This window comes from Variovorax sp. MPBD4-3, from assembly GCF_058809745.1.
In genome coordinates, this window is record NZ_JBXASW010000056.1 from 1 (window position 1) to 20,643 (window position 20,643).

Below are 20,643 nucleotides of genomic sequence, written 5' to 3' on the forward strand. Positions count from 1 at the left end.
CCGCCGTACGTCAACATGGACTTTGATCCCAGCTGGCTGCTGATCGGCCTGCCCATCGCCTTCGTGCTGGGCTGGCTCGCATCGCGCTTCGACATCCGCCAGCTCAAGCTCGAGAACAGGCAAGCCCCCAAGGCCTACTTCCGCGGCCTGAACTTCCTCCTCAACGAGCAGCAGGACCAGGCCATCGACGCCTTCATCGAGGCCGTACAGAACGACCCCGACACACAGGAGCTGCACTTCGCCCTCGGCAACCTGTTCCGCCGCCGCGGCGAATACCAGCGCGCCGTGCGCGTGCATGAGCACCTGCTGGGCCGCGGCGATCTGAGCCGCAGCGACCGCGAACGCGCGCAGCACGCCCTGGCGCAAGACTTCCTGCGCGCCGGCCTGCTCGACCGCGCCGAAGCCGCATTGCAGAAGCTCGAAGGCACGCGCTACGAGAACGAGGCCCGCCTGTCGCTGCTGGCCATCTACGAGCGCTCGCGCGAATGGGCGCAGGCCGCAGACGTGGCCCAGAAGCTCGACGAATCGGATCAGGCCAGCTACGCCACGCGCCGCGCACACCACCTGTGCGAGCAGGCCACCGAGCGCGTGGCTGCCAGCGACCTGCCCGGCGCCACCAAGCTGCTCGCGCAGGCCGTCGAGCTGGCGCCGCAGGCACCGCGTCCCGCCATCGACACCGCCAACCTCCAGCTGCGCAAGAGCGAACCGGCCGCGGCCTTCGACACCCTCGTGGCGCTCAGCGAAACCGCGCCGCTCGCGCTGCCGCTCTATGCCGCCACGCTGCAGCAGGCGGCCGTCGGCGCGCACCGCGAAGGCGAGGCGCTCGCGCTGCTGCAGCGGCGCTATGTCGAATCGCCGTCGATCGACGTGCTCGAGGCGCTGATCGCCCTCGGCGGCAAGCCCACCGCCACCGCCGAAGATCCGCACCCCACGCCGCGCGACGGCTACATCGCCCACCTCGCGCAGCAGCCTTCGCTGGTGGCCGCATCGCGCTGGCTGGCGGGCGAACGCTTCGAGCACGAGCAGTTCCATCCGCAGGTGCAACGGGCGCTCGACCAGGCCACCCGGCCGCTGATGCGCTACCGCTGCGCGGCATGCGGCTTCGAGGCGCACCAGTACTTCTGGCACTGCCCCGGCTGCCAGGCGTGGGACAGCTATCCACCCCGCCGCGTGGAAGAACTCTGACCACAATTCAGAACAATGGTCACCCTGAGGCGATTGCGGCCCCAGGGCGTCAACGCCCCGCTCCCTGATCCCGTTGTGCCCGGGCCGACGTGCTCGTCGGCTGTCTGTCACATCAACAAATCACAGGGAGTTTTCAAATGTTCAAGAAGCTGTTGGCCACCACGGCCATGCTGTTCGCCATCACCTCGTTCGCAGCGGTCGATGCCAACAAGGGCACCGTCGCCGAACTCGACGGCCTCAAGGGTGTCGGGCCCTCCATGTCGAAGCGCATCATCGAAGCGCGCAAGGAAAAGGAATTCAAGGACTGGCCCGACTTCATGCAGCGCGTGAAGGGCGTGAAGGAAAAGAAGGCCGCCAAGCTGTCGGCCGAGGGCCTGACGGTCAACGGCCAGGGCTTCTCCGGCGCGGCCGCCGCGCCGAAGGAGACCAAGGCGGCCAAGGCCTCGAAGTCCTGAGCGTCGCCAGCACATCACGAAGCCGCCTCCGGGCGGCTTTTTCACTCGGGGCGACAGCTTGCGGATAATCCAGCGCATGCTGCTGAACGCCCTCGTCATCTGCCTTGCCGCCTGCGTCGGCGCCCTCATGCGCTGGGGCTTTGCCACTTGGCTCAACCCCGGAGGCGTGCTGCCCTGGGGCACGCTGGCGGTCAATCTGATCGGCGGCTACCTCATCGGCATCGCCATCGGCGTGTTCAACGGCCTGCCGGACATCGACCCGGCCTGGCGCCTGATGGTCATCACCGGCTTCCTCGGCACCCTGACGACCTTCTCCAGCTTCTCGGCCGAGGTCGTCGGCATGCTGATGAACGGCCGGCTCGGCCTCGCGCTGGCCACGCTCATGCTGCACCTGGGCGGCTCGCTGTGCCTCACGTGGCTGGGCTTTCGAACCGTGCAGGCTTTCTCGGCCTGAATGTCCAGAAAACTGCCTTATGTCTTGCGGTTATAGATAAGGCCTTTGATAGGGGCCGCCGATAGAATCAACCACAATGCCCCTGGTCTTTCTCGTCGCACTCCCTTTCATTGCCAGCGTGCTGGCCGCGTTGATGCCCTCCAACGCGCGCAACAGGGAGTCGACGCTCGCGGGGCTCGTGGCGCTGGGCTGCGCCATCCAGGCCGCATGGTTCTTCCCGCAGATCGCGCACGGCAATGTGATTCGGCAAGAGATCGAATGGCTTCCCGCCCTCGGGCTGAACCTCGTGTTCCGCATGGACGGCTTCGCATGGCTGTTCTGCATGCTGGTGCTGGGCATCGGCGCACTGGTGGTGCTTTATGCGCGCTACTACATGTCGGCCTCCGATCCGGTACCGCGCTTCTTCTCTTTCTTCCTCGCGTTCATGGGCGCGATGATGGGCGTGGTGCTCTCGGGCAACCTGATCCAGATGGTGCTGTTCTGGGAGCTCACCAGCCTTTTCTCCTTCCTGCTGATCGGCTACTGGCACCACCGCCGCGACGCACGGCGCGGCGCGCGCATGGCGCTCACCGTCACCGGCGCGGGCGGGCTGTGCCTGCTGGCCGGCGTGCTGGTGCTGGGCCGCATCGTCGGCAGCTACGAGCTCGACGTGGTGCTGGCCTCGGGCGACCTGATCCGCGCGCATGCGCTCTACCCGACCGCGCTGGTGCTGGTGCTGCTGGGCGCCTTCACCAAGAGCGCGCAGTTCCCGTTCCATTTCTGGCTGCCGCGCGCCATGGCCGCGCCCACGCCGGTGTCGGCCTACCTGCACTCGGCCACCATGGTGAAGCTGGGCGTGTTCCTGATGGCGCGGCTGTGGCCCGTGCTCTCGGGCACCGAGCAATGGTTCTGGCTGGTGGGCGGCGCCGGCGCCATCACGCTGCTGCTGGGCGGCTTCATCGCCATGTTCCAGCGCGACCTGAAGGCGCTGCTGGCCTACTCGACGATCTCGCACCTGGGGCTCATCACACTGCTGCTGGGCCTGAACAGCCCGCTGGCCGCCGTGGCCGCCGTCTTCCACGTGATGAACCATGCGACCTTCAAGGCGTCGCTGTTCATGGCGGCCGGCATCATCGACCATGAGACGGGCACGCGCGACATACGCAAGCTCAGCGGCCTGATGCGGCTGATGCCCATCACGGGCACGCTGGCCATCATTGCCAGCGCCTCGATGGCCGGCGTGCCGCTTCTCAACGGCTTTCTCTCGAAGGAAATGTTCTTCGCCGAGACGGTGTTCATCCAGTCGACGCCGTGGGTCGATTTCAGCCTGCCGGTCGTCGCCACCATCGCCGGCATCTTCAGCGTGGCGTATTCGGCGCGCTTCGTGTTCGACGTTTTCTTCGGCCCGCCCTGCGGCGACGAAGTACCCAAGCACCCGCACGAGCCGCCGCACTGGATGCGCGTGCCGGTCGAGCTGCTGGTGCTGGTGTGCCTGGTGGTGGGCGTGGCGCCGGCGTGGTCGGTCGGCCCGATGCTCGCCGCCGCGGCCACGCCCGTGGTCGGCGGAACGCTGCCGGAATACAGCCTGGCCGTGTGGCACGGCTTCAGCCTGCCGCTGGTGATGAGCTTCGTGGCGCTGCTGGGCGGCGCCATGCTGTACCTGCTGCAGCGCCGCCAGCGTGCGGGCGGCGGCCTCGAGAACACCCCCCTGCTGCATCGCTTCGACGGCCAGGTCATCTTCGAGCACCTGCTCGCGCTGCTGAGCGAAATCGGCCGCCGCAGCCGCCGCCTGTTCGGCACCAAACGCATGCAGTGGCAGTTGCTGCTGCTCGTGGTGGTGGCCGTGGCGGGCGCGGCCGCGTCGCTCTGGGCCACGCCCGCGGCGCCCGGCACGCGCGAGCCGCTGCCCTTCTCGCCGATGTTCGCAATGACCTGGCTCATCGGCGGCACCTGCGCGCTGGCCGCCGCCTGGCAGGCCAAGTTCCACCGGCTCGCGGCGCTGATGCTCGCCTCCGGCGCGGGGCTGGTCTCTTGCGTGACCTACATCTGGTTCTCCGCGCCCGACCTCGCACTGACGCAACTGGTGGTCGAAGCCGTGACCACGGTGCTGATCCTGCTGGGCCTGCGCTGGCTGCCGATGCGCAGCAAGGACGCCGTCCAACCTGCGCGCGCGCGGCTGCGGCCCTGGGGGCGCCGCGGCCGCGACCTGCTGGTGGCCGCCATTGGCGGCGGCGGCATGGCCGCGCTGGCCTGGGCCATGATGACGCGGACCTTCCCGCAGAGCATTTCACCCTTCTTCCTCGAACGCGCGCTCACCGAAGGCGGCGGCACCAATGTCGTCAACGTGATGCTGGTCGACTTCCGCGGCTTCGACACCTTTGGCGAAATCACCGTGCTGGGCGTGGTCGCGCTCACGGTGTATGCGCTGCTGCGGCGCTTTCGCCCCGCCATCGAATCGATGGCGCTGCCGATCCAGCAGCGCCTGCAGGTCGACGACGGCAGCAGCGACCTGCTGAATCCGCGCCGCGCCAAGGACACCGCCGTCGGCTACCTGATGGTGCCGGCCGTGCTGGTGCGGCTGCTGCTGCCGCTGGCGGTGCTGGTGTCGGTCTACTTCTTCATGCGCGGCCACAACGCGCCGGGCGGCGGCTTCGTCGCCGGGCTGGTGATGTCGGTCGCGCTGGTGTTGCAGTTCATCGTGTCGGGCACCGAGTGGGTGGAGGAGCACCTGCGCATCTACCCGCGCCGCTGGATCGCCATCGGCCTGCTGTTCGCGCTCACCACCGGCAGCGGCGCGGTGGTGTTCGGCTACCCCTTCCTGACCACGCACACCGCGCACCTGCACCTGCCGCTGCTGGGCGAGGTGCACGTGCCTAGCGCTCTCTTCTTCGACATCGGCGTGTTCGCGCTGGTGCTCGGCGCCACCATGCTGATCCTGACCGCGCTGGCCCACCAGTCCATAAGAAGCCACCGCTGGGCCGATGAACAAGCCGAGAAAGAGGCCGAAGCGGCCGCCGCCGCAGCCGCCGGAGGGGCTCGCTGATGGAGGCCGTGCTCGCACTCGCCATCGGCGTTCTCACCGGCTCGGGCGTCTACATGCTGCTGCGCCCGCGCACCTTCCAGGTCATCATGGGCCTGACGCTGATCTCCTACGCGGTCAACCTGTTCATCTTCAGCATGGGCCGACTCAAGGTCGACAGCGAGCCGGTGCTCGTCAAGGGTTTCGAGGCCACGCTGGCCAACACGGCCGACCCGATGCCGCAGGCGCTGGTGCTCACGGCCATCGTGATCGGCTTCGCGATGACGGCGCTGTTCCTCGTCGTGATGCTCGCCTCGCGCGGCCTGACCGGCACCGACCACGTGGACGGTGAAGAGCGGCAGGAGGCGGAGTGAAGGAAGTTTTTCACCTGCTCGACGAACTGCTCGAGTTCAGCATGCCGCACCTGGTGGCGGTGCCGATCCTGGTGCCCATGCTCACGGCCGCGCTCATGCTGCTGCTGGGCGAGAACCGCCGCCGCGCCAAGTCGGCGCTGAGCGTGGTCTCGGGCCTGGTGGGCCTGCTGGCGGCGCTGGCGCTGCTGCGCTGGGTGAACGCGCCCGAAACCGGCGGCGGCCCCGGCTCCATCGGCGTGTACCTGCCGGGCAACTGGCGCGCGCCCTTCGGCATCGTGCTGGTGGCCGACCGGCTCTCGACCATGATGGTCGCGCTCACCGGCGTCATCGCATTCGCGGCCTCGATCTATTCCACCTCGCGGTGGGACCGCGCGGGAGTGCACTTCCATCCGCTGCTGCAGCTGCAGCTCATGGGCCTGAATGGCGCATTCCTCACCGGCGACCTGTTCAACCTGTTCGTCTTCTTCGAGGTGATGCTGGCCGCGTCATACGGCCTGCTGCTGCACGGCTCCGGCCGGCTGCGGGTGCAGGCGGGCCTGCACTACATCGCCATCAACCTCGCGGCGTCTTCGCTGTTCCTGATCGGCGCGGCCATTCTCTATGGCGTGACCGGCACGCTGAACATGGCCGACCTGGGCATGCGCATCGCCGAACTCTCGCCGGGCGACCGTGGCCTCGTGCACGCGGCGGCGGCCATCCTGGCGACCGCCTTCTTCGCCAAGGCCGGCGCGTGGCCGCTCAACTTCTGGCTGGTGCCGGCCTACAGCGCGGCGGTCTCCCCGGTGGGCGCGGTGTTCGCGCTGCTGACCAAGCTCGGCATCTACACGATCCTGCGGCTGTGGACCACGCTGTTCGCGCCCGACACCGGCGACTCCGCCGCCTTCGGCCAGGCCGCGCTGGTGGCCGCCGGGCTGGCCACGCTGTTCGTAGGTGCCATCGGCATCGTCGGTACGCAGCGGCTGTCCAACCTTGCGGGTTTCAGCGTGCTGGTGTCCGCCGGCACCCTGCTCGCGGCGGTCGGCCTCGGCCAGCCCGCCGTGTGGGCCGGCGCGCTTTACTACATGCTGAGCTCCACGCTCGCGGTCAGCGCCTTCTTCCTGCTGACCGACATGATCGAGCGCTGGCGCAACGCCGGCATGAGCGTCGCGCCGCACGAGGCGGCGGGCAACGCGCCCTTTCTTGCCGAAGACCTGCGCGCGCTCGCCGACGTGAACCTCGACGACGAGGCGCAGGCGCTCTACGGCCGCGCCATCCCGGCCGGCGTGGCCTTCCTGGGCCTGAGCTTCATGGGCTGCACGCTGCTGCTGGCGGGCCTGCCGCCGCTGTCGGGCTTCATCGGCAAGTTCGCAATGCTCTCAGGAGTGCTCGGGGGCGCGTCGCCCGGCACCGCCGGCTGGGCCTTCCTTGCGCTCTTGATCGTCTCGGGATTCCTGTCGCTGATCGCGCTGAGCCGCACCGGCATTCGCCACTTCTGGACCCAGCCGCACGCCACCATGCCCTCGCTGCCCGCGCTCGAAGTGCTGCCCGTGGCGGGCCTGCTCGCGGCCTGCGTGGCGCTCACCGTGTGGGCCGAGCCCGTGATGCGCCATGCCATGGCCACGGCGCAGGGCCTGAAGAACCCCGTGGCCTATCGCCAGGCGGTGTTCGGCGCCCGGCAGGTGCCCAACCCCGTGCCCGCGGCGGTGAAGAAACAGGAAGGCGCGGCCCCATGAAGCGTTTGCTGCCTTCCCCGCCGCTGTCGTTCGCGCTCTTCGTCGTCTGGCTGCTGCTCAACCAGTCGCTCGAGGCGAGCACGCTGGTCTCGGCGGTGATCCTGGCCATTGCGGTGCCTCTGCTGACCGAGAGCCTGCGCCCGGCCGCCGTGCGCATGCGCAGGCCCGGCGTCGCGCTGCGGCTGTCGTTCCTGGTGACCTTCGACATGCTCAAGTCGGCGTACGACGTGGCCCGGCTGCTGCTCACCCGCCGCACGAGCGGCATCGCCTCGAAGTTCGTCCAGATCCCGCTCGACATGCGCGACCCCAACGGCCTGGCCGTGCTCGCAATGATCATGTGCCTCACGCCCGGCACCGCCTGGGGCGAGGTGTCGTTCGACCGCAGCACGCTGCTGATCCACGTGTTCGACCTCGACGACGAGGCCGCCTTCATCGCGATGATCAAGCAGCGCTACGAACGCCCCCTGATGGAGATCTTCGAGTCATGACACCCGTCCTCTTCTGGGCCCTGAAGTTCGCGCTGTTCCTGCTGGCCGTGGCCATGCTCTGCGCGCTCTCGCGGCTGCTGATCGGCCCCACCGCGCAAGACCGCGTCATGGCGCTCGACTGCCTCTACATCAACGGCATGCTCATGATGCTGGTGCTCGGCATCATCTACGCGAGCAACGTCTACTTCGAGGCGGCCATGCTGGTCGCGCTGTTCGGCTTCGTCGGCTCCACGGCCATGGCCAAGTTCCTGCTGCGCGGGGAGGTGATCGAATGAACGATTTCATCATTGGCCCGCTGCCGCTGTGGGCCGAGATCATCACCGCCGTATTCGCCGTGCTGGGCGCGGCCTTCGCGGCCATCGGCTCCTTCGGCCTGCTGCGGATGCCGACCTTCTTCCGCCGCATCCACGCGCCCACGCTGGGCGCGACGGTGGGCGTGTGGTGCATGACGGTCGCCACCATCGTGTATTTCTCGGTTCAGGGCTTCAGCCTGTTCCTGCACGCGGTGCTGATCGTGCTGTTCATCGCGCTCACCGCGCCGATCACCACCATCTTCCTCATGCGCGCGGCGCTGTTCCGCGAACGGCAAAAGGGCGGCGACGTGCCCCCTGAAGCCAAGTCGAACTGAGGCAGCCGCCCAGGCGCGCTCAGCTCGGCTGCAACTGCTGCATCTCCTTGGCCCGCGCCACCTCCATTTCGCGCGGCAGCTTGACCGCGTTCTTCACCGCGAGAATCTCCGCCATCACGCTCACCGCGATCTCCGGCGGCGTCTTGCTGCCGATGTAGATGCCGATGGGCCCGCGCAGCCGCGCCAGCGATTCGTCGGTCTGGTCGAAGTGCTCGATCATGCGGTCGCGCCGCGCGTCGGCATTGCGCCGCGAGCCGATGGCGCCGACGTAGAAAGCTTCGCTCTGCAGGGCTTCCAGCAACGCCAGGTCGTCGAGCTTGGGGTCGTGCGTGAGCGCCACCACGCAGCTGCGGCGGTCGGGCCTGAAGGCCAGCACCGCGTCGTCGGGCATTTCCGTGGTGATGTGCACGCCGGGCAGCGACCATGCGGTGCGGTATTCGGCGCGCGGGTCGCACAGCGTGACCGCGAAGCCGCTGAACTTGGCCATGGTCGCGAGGTACTCGGCGAGCTGGCCGGCGCCGATCAGCAGCATGCGGTATTCGGGGCCGAAGGTGTTGGTCAGTTCGGTGTCGTTCACCGTGAGCTCGTCGGGCGCCTTGGCTTCCGCCAGCCGCACCGCGCCGGTGGCCAGCGTGACGGTGCGCCGCATGAGCCGGCCCTGCTCCAGTTGCGCCACCAGCAGGTCGAGCGAATCGGCATCGGGCGCGTATTCGAGCAGCAGCTCCAGCGTACCGCCGCAGGGCAGGCCGAAGCGGTGCGCCTCGTCGGCGGTGATGCCGTACTTGACGAGCGCGGGAGGTGCGCCCAGCGGCACGTCTTCGCCCTTGCCGTGGGCATGGCTGTAGCGCGCGATCAGGTCGTCCTCGATGCATCCGCCCGAGACCGAGCCGACCACCGCGCCGTCTTCGGCCAGGGCCATGATCGAGCCCACGGGCCGCGGCGACGAGCCCCAGGTGCGCACCACGGTCGTCAGCAGCGCGCGCTTGCCGGCACGCCGCCAATCGCGCAGCGTGCGCAGCACCATGACGTCGAGGTTCTCCATGGCTCGCTCCCTAGGTTCCTCAGGCGGCGTCGCCCGGCGGAACCGGGTCGTCCTTCTTGCCGAGTCCGATCTTCTTCATGAGGCCGGACATGACGCCGGTCTTCTCGGCGGGCGCTTCGGCGCCCTCCACGACCGCGGCCGGCGGCGGGCCGTAGCGGCTCTGCATCTCCGCCTCGAAGCGCTTGAAGAAGTCGTCGGCGGTCGACTTGGCCGCGCCGTCGATCAGCCGCTGCCCGAGCTGGGCGATCTTGCCGCCGACCTGGGCCTGTACCGTGTAGTCGAGCTCGCAGCCGGCATCGGGCGCGGCGGCGCCTTCCGACGGCTTGAGCGTGACGCTGGAAGAGCCCTTGGCGAACCCTGCCACGCCGCCCTGCCCCTCGAAGCTCAGCTTGTAGCCGTTGGGCGCCACGATGTCCGACAGCACCACCTTGCCGTTGAACTTGGCCGACACGGGCCCGATCTTCACCGCGAGCGCGACGCTGTAGGTGTTGTCGCCCGTCAGCTCGAACTTGTCGCAGCCGGGAATGCATTTCTTCAGCGTCTCGGGGTCGTTGAGCGCTTCCCAGGCTTGTTGTTGGGTGATGCCGAGGTGGCGGTTTCCGAGCATTTCCATGGTGGGCTTCCTTTTTTTTCGGCGCTGCCGGACGTGTCAACGTCCGGCTCGCATCAGGGCGGCGAGGCTGGCGGCCAGCTGCTCGAGCGCGTTGAGATTGTGGACCGCGAGCATCGCGTCCGCATGGCGGTGCAGCACGGCGGCCCCACGGGCCAGAGGGGCGTAGCCCTCGAAGCGCAGCAGCGGGTTGAGCCACAGCAGCCGGCGCGAATGGCGCTTGAGCCAGAGCATCTCCTGTTGCAGCACTTCGGGCTCCCCGGTGTCCAGGCCGTCGCTGATCACCAGCACCAGCGTGCGGCGACCGGTCAGGCGGCGGGCGTGGGCGCGGCGCAGTTCGGCCAGCGAAGCGCCCAGCCGGGTGCCGCCCGCGAAGTCGTCGATCGCCACGCCGGCGGCGACCAGCATGTCGTCGGTGTCGGCCAGCCGGAAGGCGGGCGTCAGGTCCGTCAGGTCGGTGCCGAAGGCGAACACGTCGCGTCGGCCGGCACGGCGGGTTGCCGCATGGAGAAAGGCCAGCAGCAGGCGCGCATAGCGCTCCATCGAGCCCGAGACGTCGACCAGCACCAGCAGCGGCAAGGGCTGTTCGCGGCGCGCCAGCCGGGGCAGCCGCAGGATCTCGCCGCCGGTGCGCGCAGCCTCGTGCAGCACGCCGGGCCAGTGCATGCGCGCATGCTGCCGGCCGGTATCGCCCGCCGCGCGCAGGCGGCGCGACGGCAGCGACGGAACCGGCAGCGAGATGTCGCGCGCGAGCCGCTCCACCAGCCGGTATTCGGAAGCGCCGAGCGCGTTGAAGTCGGCATGCTGCAGCCGCTGGCGGTCGCTCGACGTCATGGCGGCGTCGAACTCGATCTCGCGGTCGGGCTTGGCGGGCTCGGCAGGCTTGGCGGCCTTGCGCGGCGCGGTGAGCGCCTCTCGCACGCGCGGGCGGCGCTTCGACGGCTCCGCCTTGCCCTCGGCGGTGGGCAGCATCTGCGCAAGCAGCTTGTTGGCCAGTTCCGGGTCGCGGAACCAGGCGTCGAACAGCTCGCGGAACACCATGCGGTCCTGCTCGCGGCTGACCATCACGGCTTCCATCGCCGCGCCCAGGTCGAGCTTGTCTTCCACGCCCACCAGCGTGGCGGCCTCGGCGGCCAGCGCGATGCGGGCGGCGTCGGTGCGCACGCCGGCGCGGCGCAGCGCCCGGCCGAAGGCGGTGATGTTGCCGGCGAGCTTGCCGCTGCGGACGTCGCCGAGTTGCTGGATGCCGGCCATGCGTACCCAGCGCGCTCAGCGCGCGGCCGGCTCCTCGGGACGCAGCAGGTCGGACGCCAGCTCCTGCGTGAGCGCGGCCACGTCGTCGCGCTGCTTGAACAGGATGCCGGCGGTGTCGACCACCACTTCGGGGTCGAGCTCGACGGTGTCGAGCGCGATCAGCGCGCGCGCCCACTCCACGCTCTCGGCAATGCCGGGCGCGCGCTGGAAAGCGTTGACGAAAGGCGCCTCGCGCAGCCGCGCGACAAAGGCCGACACCTGCGCCGACAGCTTCTCGCTGGCCTGCGGCACCTGGGCCCGCACGATGGCCAGCTCGCGTTCGCGCTCGGGATAGTCGAGCCAGTGGTAGAGGCAGCGGCGCTTGACCGCGTCGTTGAGCTCGCGCGTGCGGTTGCTCGTGAGGATGGTGACGGGCGGCACCACGGCGCGCACCGTGCCCAGCTCCGGAATGCTCACCTGGTACTCGCCCAGGTACTCGAGCAGGAAGGCCTCGAAGGGCTCGTCGGCGCGGTCCACTTCGTCGATCAGCAGCACGGCCCCCGGCGCGGGGGTCTGCAGTGCCTGCAGAAGGGGGCGGCGGATCAGGTAGTGCGGCTGGTAGACCTCGGCTTCCACGTCGCGCGCGGCGCCCGTCGCTTCGGCCGCGCGCATGTGCAGCAGTTGCGCCGCGTAGTTCCATTCATAGAGCGCCTCGCGCTGCTCCAGCCCGTCGTAGCACTGCAGGCGCAGCAGCTCGCGGTTCAGCGCGGTCGACAACGCCTTGGCCAGCTCGGTCTTGCCCACGCCGGGTTCGCCCTCGAGCAGCAGCGGCCGCTGCAGCTTGAGCGCCAGGAACACGGCCGTCGCCAGGCGCCGGTCGGCAAAGTAGCCGGCCTGCATCAAACCGTCGGAGAGGGAGTCGATGGTCGGAAAGATCATGGCGAAGCGTAGCGGAGTGCCAGGGCAGGCCTGCGTGCGCCGCGCCTCCTCTTCGAGAACACCGCGGAACCGGGTCCGCCGGGCCGATGGTGTTGCCCCCTGAAAGGGGGTTGGAGAAGCGACACGAAGTGCGCGAAGCCTGGGGGTGAGCCTAAGCTGAGCCTAAGCCAGCGCCTTGGTCACGGCGCGCTGGGTGAGCACGCTGATCAGGTTCGCGCGGTAGGCGGCCGAGGCATGGAGGTCGCTGTTGAGGTCGCTCGCGTCGATCTTCACGGCGGAAGCGGCCGCGGCGGTGAAGTTCTGGCTCAGCGCGTCTTCCAGCCCGGCATGCCGGAACACGCCGTTGCCCGCGCCGGTGACGGCCACGCGCACCGCGCCGCTGGCGGCCTGGCTGAGGAAGATGCCGACGAGCGGAAAGTGCGAAGCCTTCTGGCGCAGCTTCTCGTAGGCGGCGCGCTTCGGAATGGGAAAGCGGATCGCGGTGATCAGCTCGTCTTCTTCCAGCGCGGTGGTGAACAGGCCCAGGAAGAAGTCGTCGGCTGCGATCTCGCGCTTCGACGTGACGATGGTGGCGCCCGAGCCCAGCACCGCGCTCGGATAGCACGCCGCCGGGTCGTTGTTGGCCACCGAGCCGCCGATGGTGCCCATCGCGCGCACCTGCCGGTCGCCGATGCGCGAGGCCAGGTCGGCCAGCGCCGGGAAGGCGGCCTTGACGTCGGCGTTGTTGGCCACGTCGAGGTGGCGCGACATGGCGCCGATGGTGAGGGCGTCGCCGTCTTTCCTGATGCCCGAGAGCTCGGCGATGCCGCTCAGGTCCACCAGCTGTTCGGGCGCCGACAGCCGCAGCTTCATCGACGCCAGCAAGGTCTGGCCGCCCGCCAGCGGTTTGGCGCCGGCGGCAACCAGCTTGGTGGCATCGGCCACGGAAGCGGGCCGTTCGAGGGTGAAGGCGTACATGGTGTGGTTCCTTCTTTGTTGTTCAGGGGGCCGGACGGCCTTGGGTGCTGGCGGCCAGCGCGGGCTCTTGCGGCAGGGTGTCGGCCGCGGCGCTGCCGCTGCCCTTTTGCATCGCTTCCCAGACGCGGCTGGACGATGCGGGCATGTCGAAATCCTTGACGCCCAATGGCGCCAGCGCGTCGAGCACGGCGTTGATCACTGCCGGCGGAGAACCGATGGCGCCCGCTTCGCCGCAGCCCTTGGTGCCCAGCGGATTGTGCGTGCACGGCGTGCACACGGTGTCCAGCTTGAACTGCGGGAACTCGGCGGCGCGCGGCATGGCGTAGTCCATGAAGCTGCCGGTGAGCAGCTGGCCGGTTTCCTTGTCGTACACGCAGTTCTCGAGCAGCGCCTGGCCGATGCCCTGCACCAGCCCGCCATGCACCTGGCCCTCGACGATCATCGGATTGATGATGGTGCCGAAATCGTCCACCGCGGTGAAGCGGTCCACACGCACCTCGGCGGTCTGCCGGTCGATCTCGACCTCGCAGATGTAGGTGCCGCCCGGGAAGGTGAAGTTGGTCGGGTCGTAGAAGGCGGTTTCGTTCAGGCCGGGCTCAAGCTTGTCGAGCGGGTAGTTGTGCGGCACGTAGGCCGTGAGCGCCACCTGGCCGAACGGGATCTTCTTGTCGGTGCCCTTGACCGTGAACTCGCCGTTGGCGAACTCGATGTCGGCGTCGCTGGCCTCCATCAGGTGCGCGGCGATCTTCTTGGCCTTGGTCTCGATCTTGTCGAGCGCCTTCATGATGGCCGCGCCGCCCACCGAGATGGAGCGCGAGCCGTAGGTGCCCATGCCGAAAGGCACGCGGCCGGTGTCCCCATGCACCACGTCGACGTTCTCGACCGGAATGCCCAGCCGCGCCGCCACCACCTGCGCGAAGGTGGTCTCGTGGCCCTGGCCGTGGCTGTGCGAGCCGGTGAACACCGTCACGCTGCCGGTCGGATGCACGCGGATCTCGCCGCACTCGAAAAGGCCGGCCCGCGCACCGAGCGCGCCGGCGATGTTCGACGGCGCGATGCCGCAGGCCTCGATGTAGCTCGAGTAGCCGATGCCGCGCAGCTTGCCGCCGGCCTCGCTGGCCGCCTTGCGCGCCGCGTAGCCGTCGACCTCGGCCAGCACCCGGGCCTTGTCCATGCAGGCATGGAAGTCGCCGGTGTCGTACTGCAGCGCCACCGGCGTCTGGTACGGGAAGGCGGTGATGAAGTTGCGCTTGCGTATCTCGTCCTGCCCCAGGTTCATTTCCCAGGCGCAGCGCGACACCAGCCGCTCCAGCAGGTAGGTGGCCTCGGGCCGGCCGGCGCCGCGGTAGGCATCGACCGGCGCGGTGTTGGTGAACCAGGCATCGACCTCGACGTAGATCTGCGGCGTGGTGTACTGGCCCGCCAGCAGCGTGGCGTAGAGGATGGTGGGCACCGCCGTGGAGAAGGTCGACAGGTAGGCGCCCAGGTTGGCGTCGGTGTGCACGCGCATGGCCAGGAACTTGCCGTCCTTGTCCATCGCCATCTCGGCATGGCTCACATGGTCGCGGCCGTGGGCGTCCGACAGGAAGCACTCGGAGCGCTCGGCGGTCCACTTGATGTTGCGGTTGAGCTGCTTGGCCGCCCAGGTCAGGCACACGTCTTCGGCATAAAGAAAGATCTTGGAGCCGAAGCCGCCGCCCACGTCGGGCGCGATCACGCGCACCTTGTGCTCGGGCAGGCCCAGCACGAAGGCCGTCATCAGCAGGCGCTCGACGTGCGGGTTCTGGTTGGACACGTAGAGCGTGTAGTCGTCGGTGCCCCGGCTGTAGCTGCCGATGGCCACGCGCGGCTCGATCGGGTTGGGAATGAGGCGGTTGTTGACCAGGTCGAGCTTCGTCACGTGCGCGGCGTTCGCGAATGCCGCGTCGACCGCCGCCTTGTCGCCCAGCGCCCACTTGTAGCACTGGTTGTCGGGCGCCTCGTCGTGCAGGGTGACGCCGCCGGCCTTCCTGGCCGCGTCGGCCACGCTCACGAGCGCGGGCAGCACGTCGTAGTCGACCAACACCGCCTCGGCGGCGTTCTTGGCCTGCTCGACCGTCTCGGCCACAACCATGGCCACGTGGTCGCCCACGTAGCGCACCTTGTTGATCGCCAGGATCGGGTGCATCGGCTCCTTCATGGGGGTGCCGTCGGGGTTGTTGATGAGCCAGCCGCAGGGCAGCCCGCCCATCTTTCCCTCGATGTCCTTGCCGCTGAAGATGCCGATCACGCCGGACATCTTCATGGCCTCGGAAATGTCGACCGACTTGATCGTGGCGTGCGCGTGCGGAGAGCGCACGAAAACCGCATGGCTCTGGTTGGCCAGCGTGATGTCGTCGGTGTAGTTGCCCGCGCCGGTCAGGAACCGGTAGTCTTCCTTGCGCCGCAGCGCCTCGCCGATATGCGGCAGATTGGAAAAGTCGGATGCGCCCATGTCGCTCTCCTCAGGCCGTTGCCGTTGTCTTGACGGGCGTGCCCGAGGCCATGGCCTCGCCGCCCATCTTCACGGCCTTCACGATGTTCTGGTAGCCCGTGCAGCGGCACAGGTTGCCGTCAAGCAGCTCGCGGATCTCCGATTCGCTCGACTTGGGGTGGTGGGTGCACAGGTCGATGGCGCTCATCACCATGCCCGGGGTGCAGAAGCCGCACTGAAGGCCGTGGCACTCCTTGAAGGCCGCCTGCATGGGGTGCATGGCGCCGTCGGCATCGGCGATGCCCTCGATGGTGGTGATGTCGGCGCCGGCCGCCTGCGCGACCAGGATGTTGCAGGACTTGACGGCACGGCCGTTCACAAGGACGGTGCAGGCGCCGCACTGTGCGGTGTCGCAGCCGACGTGGGTACCGGTGAGATGGAGGTGCTCCCGGATTGCATGCACGAGAAAGGTGTTGGGAGGAGCGTCGACCGTGGCCTCACGGCCGTTGATCTTGAAAGCGACCTGCATTTGGCTGTCTCCGTGAAAGGTGATGGCTAATTCAGCGAAAGCATCTTGGATGCCGACCTCCCGCACTATCCTAGGCAAAACCCTTGACACTTGCACAGACGGCGCGAAATTCTCAAAATGAAACAGCTTGCCATCCTGCGAGCCGGCAAAAGCCCCCACACCGCGCGAACACCCCACGATGCCTGTCGCTTCAATCGTTTCGCCAGCCCCTGAGCGTTCGCTGGCCATCGCCCAGGCCCGCCGCGAGCTGATCCACGGCGAATCCCCCAGGGCGCGCGCAACGGCCCGCGTCGACTCCTGGATCAGCCGCTCCTGGCAGCGCTGCATCGAAGCCGGCCGGCGCCCCCAGCAGCGCATCAGTTTCGACCCGGTGAGCCAGTCCGCGCAGCGCGATGCCGCCGAGCGCAACCGCGTGCTGGTCGCCGCCGCGCGGCCGGTGATAGAGCGGCTCTCGCGCGCCATTGCCGACACCCGTTATTTCGCCATCCTGACCGACGCCGACGGCATCGTGGTCGATGTCGGCAACCTGCCCGACGGCACCGACGCCGCCAGCCGCTATGCGCGCGACATCGGCCGCATCGGTGTCGACCTGTCGGAGCGGGCGATCGGCACCAGCGCCATCGGCACCGCGCTGGCCGAGCAGGAATCGGTGTGGCTGCACCGCGGCGAGCACTTCTTCGACGACACCAGCGTCTACAGCTGCGCCGGCGCGCCGCTGTTCGGTCCCCGGGGCGACTGCATCGGCATGCTCGACCTCACCGGCGTGCAGGTGGTGGAACGCCCGGAGCTGCGGCACCTGGCGACCCTGTCCGCGCGCAGCATAGAGAACATGCTGGTGCTGCGCGAGCCCTGCGAGCTGCTGCTTCGCCTGGCCTGGCCCGGCAGCACCGCCAGCGAAGCCACCGAAGGGCTGCTGTGCATCGACGGCGAGGGCCGCGTCACCGGCGCCAACGCGGCCGCCCGCCAGATGCTGCACCAGCCGCTGGCGCGCGAGCAGCAGGCGCTGCATTTCAACGACCTGTTCGCCCTGCCCCTGCACATGATGTTCGATGCCGCCCGGCGCGGCGACGCCATGCTCGAAGTGCCGCTGTGGTCGGGCCTGCGGGTGCAGGTGCAACCCCAGCACGGCGGGCGCGGCACTCCGGGTGGGCTGCCGGCGGCGGACAGCCGGCCCCGGCTGCGCGACGTGGAGACCGCGCTGATCCGCAAGGCGGTGGCCGACGCCCGTGGCAACGTGGCGGAGGCCGCCCGGGCGCTGGGCATCAGCCGTGCGACCGTGTACCGCAAGCTGTGGCGCGGGCGGCCGGCCGGCGCGCCGGACTGACCCTTCCCAAGCCCGCGGCTGTTCAGCTTTGGTTCAGGCGCCGACCGGGACCTTGTCGAGGAAGCCGGTCACAGAGCGCAGCTTGCCCGCCTCCACCTGCGCGAAGTCGGTGCCCTGGATCAGGTCCTCGGCGCCGCTCGGGCCCAGCGTCCAGGAAAAGCGCAGGTGGTCGCCGTGGGAGTCGGCCTTGCCCAGCAGGTTGAAGCGGAAGCCGGGAAAGCGCTGGTGCACCGCGCCGACCAGCGCGCTGATCTGCTCGCGGCCGCTGGCCTGCGCCATCGGGTCGACGTAGCGGGCATCGGCGGTCCAGCCGGCTTCGATCAGCGCGGCGCGGCGCGCGGCGTCGGTCTCGTTCCAGACGGCGATGTAGCGTTGGGCAATCGTGGCGGCGTCGTGTGCGGCGGTGTTCATGATGACCATTCCTTTCGGGAGTTTCGACCCGCAACATCGCGGGGTGAGTGAATGGTCGCGCCGCACGCGCACAGCGTCGATGACCTGGGAGGTCATGCCGCCCGTGCCATCTCCGCATCCGCGTCGAGCGGAAACACCGGCCTGCGCACCTTGCTGAACGGAAACAGGCTGTAGTCGGAACTGGTCACGCCGGGGCTGTCGCACTCCACCAGCGCGGCCGACAGCGGCTCGAAAACCGGCCGGCAGTACATGCGCGACTTGAGCAGCAGGAAGCGCTCCTTGCGCGGATCGAGCCCCGCGCACTCGAACACGCCGATGTCCCACGGCTCCTGCGTGCGCTCCGTCACCACGATGCGCGCCGCGCCGATGTCGAACAGCACCGTGCGGCCCATGCTGCTGCGCTGGCCGGTGTAGGTGGGGCCGGTGATCACGTATTCGCCGTCGCTCACGGCACGCACGGTGCCCGTCAGCCGCACCGGCGTCTTCTTCAGGCCGATGCCTTCGAGCGACACCTTGTTGCCCAGCGCCACGGTCACCTCGGCGCCCTCGCCCGCCGCGACGAGCTGCGCCACCGCCTCGGGGTCGCACAGCGGCCCCACGCCGATGCCGTGCAGCCCTTGCGCCAGCGCTTCCTCCAGCACGTCCATGGTGTCGCAGCTGCCGCCCGACATGCAGTTGTCGCCGTGGTCCAGCAGCAGCACCGGGCGCGTGGAGCCTTCCGCGATGAGCTTCGCGCGCGCAATCGATTCGGCCATCGGCTCGCTGCGGTAGACGAAAGCCTCGCGCTCGTTCCACATCTGCGCGGCGATGCGGTCGGCCGTGGCCTGCGCGCGCTCCGGCGAATGCGCATCGACCACGATCACGCTCATGCACGGCGCCTCGATATCCGACAGCGAAAAGCCCGCCAGGATCGACACCGCGAGCGACTCCGACTTCTCCGCCTCGCGCGCCGCCTCGATGGCCCGCTGCATCGCGCCGGTGAACGAGGCGCTGCGCAGCGTGTGCGCCATCAGCGGCAGACGGTGCCAGCGCATCGCTGGCTTGCCGCGTCCGGCGAGCATGTCGAACAGCAGGCGGCCGGCATGCGCGCCGGTTTCGTACATGTCGATGTGCGGATAGGTCTTGAAGCCGACGATCACGTCGGCGTTCCCAACCATCGCGGGCGTGACGTTGGCATGCAGGTCGAGCGCCACGCCGATGGGCACGCCCGGCGCCGCCGCGCGCAGCCGCACGAGCAGGTCGCCTTCGCCGTCCACGCTGTTCTGCGCGACCATCGCGCCGTGCAGGTCGAGCAGGATGGCGTCGCAGCCCGGCGCGGCATCGACGATGCATTGCGTCAGCAAGGTGTAGGCAGCGGCATCGACCGGCCCGCTCGGGTTGGCAGAGGCCGACACCGGCGTGACGAGTTCGGCACCCGCCGCCTCGGCCAGGTCGATGAAGGCCGACATCGCGGTGCGCATGCCCTTGTTGTCGCGGTAGGCCTGCTCGCCGAAAGTCGGCCCGTCGGGCCCGAAGGCCGGGAGCGGCGTGGGCACGGGCGAGAAGGTGTTGGTCTCGTGGTTGAGGCGCGCGATCAGCACTTTCATTGCGCGACTCCGGCGCTTTGCAGCATGGCCTGCAGCAGCACGTTGCAGCCGGCTTCCAGGTGGTCGGGCTGCGCGTCCTCGATCTCGTTGTGGCTGATGCCGTCGAGGCAGGGCACGAAGATCATGGCCGCGGGGCACACGCGCGCGAGGTACACCGCATCGTGGCCCGCGCCGCTGATCACGTTCATCCAGGTCATCCCTTGCGCCTGCGCGGCTTCGCGCACCGCCGACACCAGCTTCGGCGTGAAAGGCTGCGGCTGGAAATACACGACCTGCTCCACCGACATCTCGACCTTGCCCTTCGTCGCGATGCGCTGCACGGTCTCCTTCAGCTCGGCGTCCATGGCCGACAGCACCACGTCGTCGGCCGCGCGCAGGTCGACACTGAGCTTCACGCGCCCCGGAATCACGTTGCGCGAATTGGGGTAGTTGTCGATCCAGCCGACAGTGCCGCGCCCATGCGGCGCATGGGCGAGCGCAATGCGGTTGACCTCGATCACGAGTTGGGCAGCGGCCAGCAGCGCGTCCTTGCGCAGCGCCATCGGCGTGGGGCCGGCATGGGCTTCCATGCCCTGCACCACCACGTCGTACCAGCGCTGGCCCAGTGCGCCTTCCACCACGCCGATCACGCGCTCGTTGGCTTCGAGCACCGGGCCCTGCTCGATGTGCGCCTCGAAGTACGCGCCCATCGGCGATGCCGTCGCCGACGCGGGCGTGCTGCCCGCGTAGCCGATGGCGGCGAGCGCGTCGGACACGCTGACGCCGTCGTTGTCGCACTGCGCCAGTGCGTGTTCGAGCGTGAACGCGCCGGCGAACACGCCGGAGCCCATCATCACGGGCACAAAGCGCGAGCCCTCTTCGTTGGTCCACACCGCGATCTCGAGCGGTGCCTCGGTCTCCACTTCGGCGTCGTTGAGGCAGCGGATCACCTCCAGACCCGCGAGCACGCCGTAGTTGCCGTCGAACTTGCCGCCGGTGGGCTGCGTGTCGATGTGGCTGCCGGTGGTGACGGGCGGCAGCGCGTTGTTGCGGCCCGCGCGGCGCGCGAAGATGTTGCCGATGGCGTCCACGCGGACTTCGCAGCCCGCCTCGCGCACCCAGCGCACGAACAGGTCGCGGCCCTGGCGGTCGAGGTCGGTCAGCGCGATGCGGCAGACACCGCCTTTCTCGGTGGCGCCGAACTGCGCCAGTTCCATCAGCGAATTCCAGAGCCGCTGGCCGTCGATGCGGAGTTCAGTGTGTGAGTTCATGGCTTTGCGGTAAGGA

At 69.0% G+C, this 20,643-nt stretch carries 20 protein-coding genes; 10 read left to right on the forward strand and 10 right to left on the reverse strand.

Annotated elements, in window-relative coordinates; translation table 11 throughout:
• The first annotated feature begins 15 nt into the window (after positions 1-15).
• The 9 genes from lapB (at position 16) to mnhG (ending at position 8,294) form a co-directional block, all read left to right on the forward strand.
• Positions 16-1,185: a lipopolysaccharide assembly protein LapB gene (gene lapB / locus AC1RVW_RS24665; protein ID WP_106935179.1), complete on the forward strand. Its 1,170-nt coding sequence runs from the start codon at positions 16-18 to the stop codon at positions 1,183-1,185.
• Positions 1,186-1,322: 137 nt separating this feature from the next.
• Entirely contained in the window at positions 1,323-1,640 is a 318-nt protein-coding gene (locus AC1RVW_RS24670; RefSeq protein ID WP_081266816.1) for a ComEA family DNA-binding protein, read from the forward strand.
• 76 nt (positions 1,641-1,716) lie between these two features.
• Positions 1,717-2,094 carry a fluoride efflux transporter CrcB gene (gene crcB, locus AC1RVW_RS24675; RefSeq protein ID WP_081266817.1) on the forward strand — a complete coding sequence of 126 codons (378 nt, stop codon included), beginning with the start codon at positions 1,717-1,719 and terminating at the stop codon, positions 2,092-2,094.
• Positions 2,095-2,170: 76 nt separating this feature from the next.
• Positions 2,171-5,116, forward strand: coding sequence for a monovalent cation/H+ antiporter subunit A (locus AC1RVW_RS24680; RefSeq protein ID WP_493203161.1), 2,946 nt, complete (start codon positions 2,171-2,173; stop codon positions 5,114-5,116).
• Positions 5,116-5,466, forward strand: a complete 351-nt coding sequence (locus AC1RVW_RS24685) for a Na+/H+ antiporter subunit C (protein WP_106935181.1) — start codon at positions 5,116-5,118, stop codon at positions 5,464-5,466. Before AC1RVW_RS24680 ends, AC1RVW_RS24685 begins: the two co-directional genes overlap by 1 nt.
• A 41-nt stretch (positions 5,467-5,507) precedes the next feature.
• The gene (locus AC1RVW_RS24690; RefSeq protein WP_493203202.1) at positions 5,508-7,178 is read left to right on the forward strand and encodes a monovalent cation/H+ antiporter subunit D; all 1,671 of its coding nucleotides are present in this window, start codon (positions 5,508-5,510) and stop codon (positions 7,176-7,178) included.
• The gene (locus tag AC1RVW_RS24695; RefSeq protein WP_081266820.1) at positions 7,175-7,666 is read left to right on the forward strand and encodes a Na+/H+ antiporter subunit E; all 492 of its coding nucleotides are present in this window, start codon (positions 7,175-7,177) and stop codon (positions 7,664-7,666) included. Before AC1RVW_RS24690 ends, AC1RVW_RS24695 begins: the two co-directional genes overlap by 4 nt.
• The gene (locus AC1RVW_RS24700) at positions 7,663-7,941 is read left to right on the forward strand and encodes a K+/H+ antiporter subunit F (protein ID WP_081266821.1); all 279 of its coding nucleotides are present in this window, start codon (positions 7,663-7,665) and stop codon (positions 7,939-7,941) included. Before AC1RVW_RS24695 ends, AC1RVW_RS24700 begins: the two co-directional genes overlap by 4 nt.
• Complete coding sequence (gene mnhG / locus AC1RVW_RS24705; RefSeq protein WP_081266822.1) at positions 7,938-8,294, forward strand: monovalent cation/H(+) antiporter subunit G; 357 nt, start codon at positions 7,938-7,940, stop codon at positions 8,292-8,294. Before AC1RVW_RS24700 ends, mnhG begins: the two co-directional genes overlap by 4 nt.
• Before the next feature lie 19 nt (positions 8,295-8,313).
• On the opposite strand, the gene AC1RVW_RS24710 is transcribed toward mnhG, so the two are convergent.
• The 7 genes from AC1RVW_RS24710 to AC1RVW_RS24740 all read right to left on the reverse strand — a co-directional run bounded on the left by AC1RVW_RS24710 (position 8,314) and on the right by AC1RVW_RS24740 (position 16,056).
• A complete protein-coding gene (locus AC1RVW_RS24710) occupies positions 8,314-9,336 on the reverse strand; it encodes an XdhC family protein (protein ID WP_493203164.1) in 1,023 nt (340 codons plus the stop codon).
• 19 nt (positions 9,337-9,355) lie between these two features.
• Entirely contained in the window at positions 9,356-9,949 is a 594-nt protein-coding gene (locus tag AC1RVW_RS24715) for an SRPBCC family protein (protein ID WP_493203166.1), read from the reverse strand.
• A gap of 36 nt (positions 9,950-9,985) precedes the next feature.
• Positions 9,986-11,200 (reverse strand): vWA domain-containing protein, encoded by a 1,215-nt coding sequence (locus AC1RVW_RS24720; RefSeq protein WP_493203168.1) that lies wholly within the window; start codon positions 11,198-11,200, stop codon positions 9,986-9,988.
• A 15-nt stretch (positions 11,201-11,215) separates the two neighbouring features.
• Entirely contained in the window at positions 11,216-12,118 is a 903-nt protein-coding gene (locus AC1RVW_RS24725) for an AAA family ATPase (protein ID WP_106935185.1), read from the reverse strand.
• A 162-nt stretch (positions 12,119-12,280) separates the two neighbouring features.
• On the reverse strand, positions 12,281-13,075 hold the full coding sequence (locus AC1RVW_RS24730; RefSeq protein WP_493203171.1) for an FAD binding domain-containing protein: 795 nt from the start codon (positions 13,073-13,075) through the stop codon (positions 12,281-12,283).
• Positions 13,076-13,097: 22 nt separating this feature from the next.
• Positions 13,098-15,548, reverse strand: a complete 2,451-nt coding sequence (locus AC1RVW_RS24735; protein WP_493203173.1) for a xanthine dehydrogenase family protein molybdopterin-binding subunit — start codon at positions 15,546-15,548, stop codon at positions 13,098-13,100.
• A 10-nt stretch (positions 15,549-15,558) separates the two neighbouring features.
• On the reverse strand, positions 15,559-16,056 hold the full coding sequence (locus AC1RVW_RS24740; RefSeq protein WP_081266829.1) for a (2Fe-2S)-binding protein: 498 nt from the start codon (positions 16,054-16,056) through the stop codon (positions 15,559-15,561).
• A gap of 178 nt (positions 16,057-16,234) precedes the next feature.
• Between AC1RVW_RS24740 and AC1RVW_RS24745 the strand changes: the two genes are divergently transcribed.
• A complete protein-coding gene (locus tag AC1RVW_RS24745; RefSeq protein ID WP_493203175.1) occupies positions 16,235-17,380 on the forward strand; it encodes a helix-turn-helix domain-containing protein in 1,146 nt (381 codons plus the stop codon).
• A 33-nt stretch (positions 17,381-17,413) separates the two neighbouring features.
• Here AC1RVW_RS24745 and AC1RVW_RS24750 read toward each other — a convergent pair whose 3' ends face one another.
• The 3 genes from AC1RVW_RS24750 to AC1RVW_RS24760 all read right to left on the reverse strand — a co-directional run bounded on the left by AC1RVW_RS24750 (position 17,414) and on the right by AC1RVW_RS24760 (position 20,627).
• Positions 17,414-17,791, reverse strand: coding sequence for a nuclear transport factor 2 family protein (locus AC1RVW_RS24750; protein WP_081266939.1), 378 nt, complete (start codon positions 17,789-17,791; stop codon positions 17,414-17,416).
• 92 nt (positions 17,792-17,883) lie between these two features.
• The gene (locus AC1RVW_RS24755; protein ID WP_493203178.1) at positions 17,884-19,377 is read right to left on the reverse strand and encodes a M81 family metallopeptidase; all 1,494 of its coding nucleotides are present in this window, start codon (positions 19,375-19,377) and stop codon (positions 17,884-17,886) included.
• A complete protein-coding gene (locus AC1RVW_RS24760) occupies positions 19,374-20,627 on the reverse strand; it encodes a Zn-dependent hydrolase (protein WP_493203180.1) in 1,254 nt (417 codons plus the stop codon). The genes AC1RVW_RS24755 and AC1RVW_RS24760 overlap by 4 nt, the downstream gene beginning before the upstream one ends.
• Positions 20,628-20,643: the final 16 nt, after the last annotated feature.

Bases quoted from the DNA above. Each gene is read 5' to 3' on its own strand.
- AC1RVW_RS24685 (WP_106935181.1), top strand. From the start codon at position 5,116: ATGGAGGCCGTGCTCGCACTCGCCATCGGCGTTCTCACCGGCTCGGGC.
- crcB (WP_081266817.1), top strand. From the start codon at position 1,717: ATGCTGCTGAACGCCCTCGTCATCTGCCTTGCCGCCTGCGTCGGCGCC.
- AC1RVW_RS24740 (WP_081266829.1), bottom strand. From the start codon at position 16,056: ATGCAGGTCGCTTTCAAGATCAACGGCCGTGAGGCCACGGTCGACGCT.
- AC1RVW_RS24750 (WP_081266939.1), bottom strand. From the start codon at position 17,791: ATGAACACCGCCGCACACGACGCCGCCACGATTGCCCAACGCTACATC.
- AC1RVW_RS24755 (WP_493203178.1), bottom strand. From the start codon at position 19,377: ATGAAAGTGCTGATCGCGCGCCTCAACCACGAGACCAACACCTTCTCG.
- AC1RVW_RS24730 (WP_493203171.1), bottom strand. From the start codon at position 13,075: ATGTACGCCTTCACCCTCGAACGGCCCGCTTCCGTGGCCGATGCCACC.
- AC1RVW_RS24700 (WP_081266821.1), top strand. From the start codon at position 7,663: ATGACACCCGTCCTCTTCTGGGCCCTGAAGTTCGCGCTGTTCCTGCTG.
- AC1RVW_RS24680 (WP_493203161.1), top strand. From the start codon at position 2,171: ATGCCCCTGGTCTTTCTCGTCGCACTCCCTTTCATTGCCAGCGTGCTG.
- AC1RVW_RS24690 (WP_493203202.1), top strand. From the start codon at position 5,508: ATGCCGCACCTGGTGGCGGTGCCGATCCTGGTGCCCATGCTCACGGCC.
- AC1RVW_RS24735 (WP_493203173.1), bottom strand. From the start codon at position 15,548: ATGGGCGCATCCGACTTTTCCAATCTGCCGCATATCGGCGAGGCGCTG.
- AC1RVW_RS24725 (WP_106935185.1), bottom strand. From the start codon at position 12,118: ATGATCTTTCCGACCATCGACTCCCTCTCCGACGGTTTGATGCAGGCC.
- AC1RVW_RS24710 (WP_493203164.1), bottom strand. From the start codon at position 9,336: ATGGAGAACCTCGACGTCATGGTGCTGCGCACGCTGCGCGATTGGCGG.
- lapB (WP_106935179.1), top strand. From the start codon at position 16: ATGGACTTTGATCCCAGCTGGCTGCTGATCGGCCTGCCCATCGCCTTC.
- AC1RVW_RS24720 (WP_493203168.1), bottom strand. From the start codon at position 11,200: ATGGCCGGCATCCAGCAACTCGGCGACGTCCGCAGCGGCAAGCTCGCC.
- AC1RVW_RS24670 (WP_081266816.1), top strand. From the start codon at position 1,323: ATGTTCAAGAAGCTGTTGGCCACCACGGCCATGCTGTTCGCCATCACC.
- AC1RVW_RS24695 (WP_081266820.1), top strand. From the start codon at position 7,175: ATGAAGCGTTTGCTGCCTTCCCCGCCGCTGTCGTTCGCGCTCTTCGTC.
- AC1RVW_RS24715 (WP_493203166.1), bottom strand. From the start codon at position 9,949: ATGGAAATGCTCGGAAACCGCCACCTCGGCATCACCCAACAACAAGCC.
- mnhG (WP_081266822.1), top strand. From the start codon at position 7,938: ATGAACGATTTCATCATTGGCCCGCTGCCGCTGTGGGCCGAGATCATC.
- AC1RVW_RS24745 (WP_493203175.1), top strand. From the start codon at position 16,235: ATGCCTGTCGCTTCAATCGTTTCGCCAGCCCCTGAGCGTTCGCTGGCC.
- AC1RVW_RS24760 (WP_493203180.1), bottom strand. From the start codon at position 20,627: ATGAACTCACACACTGAACTCCGCATCGACGGCCAGCGGCTCTGGAAT.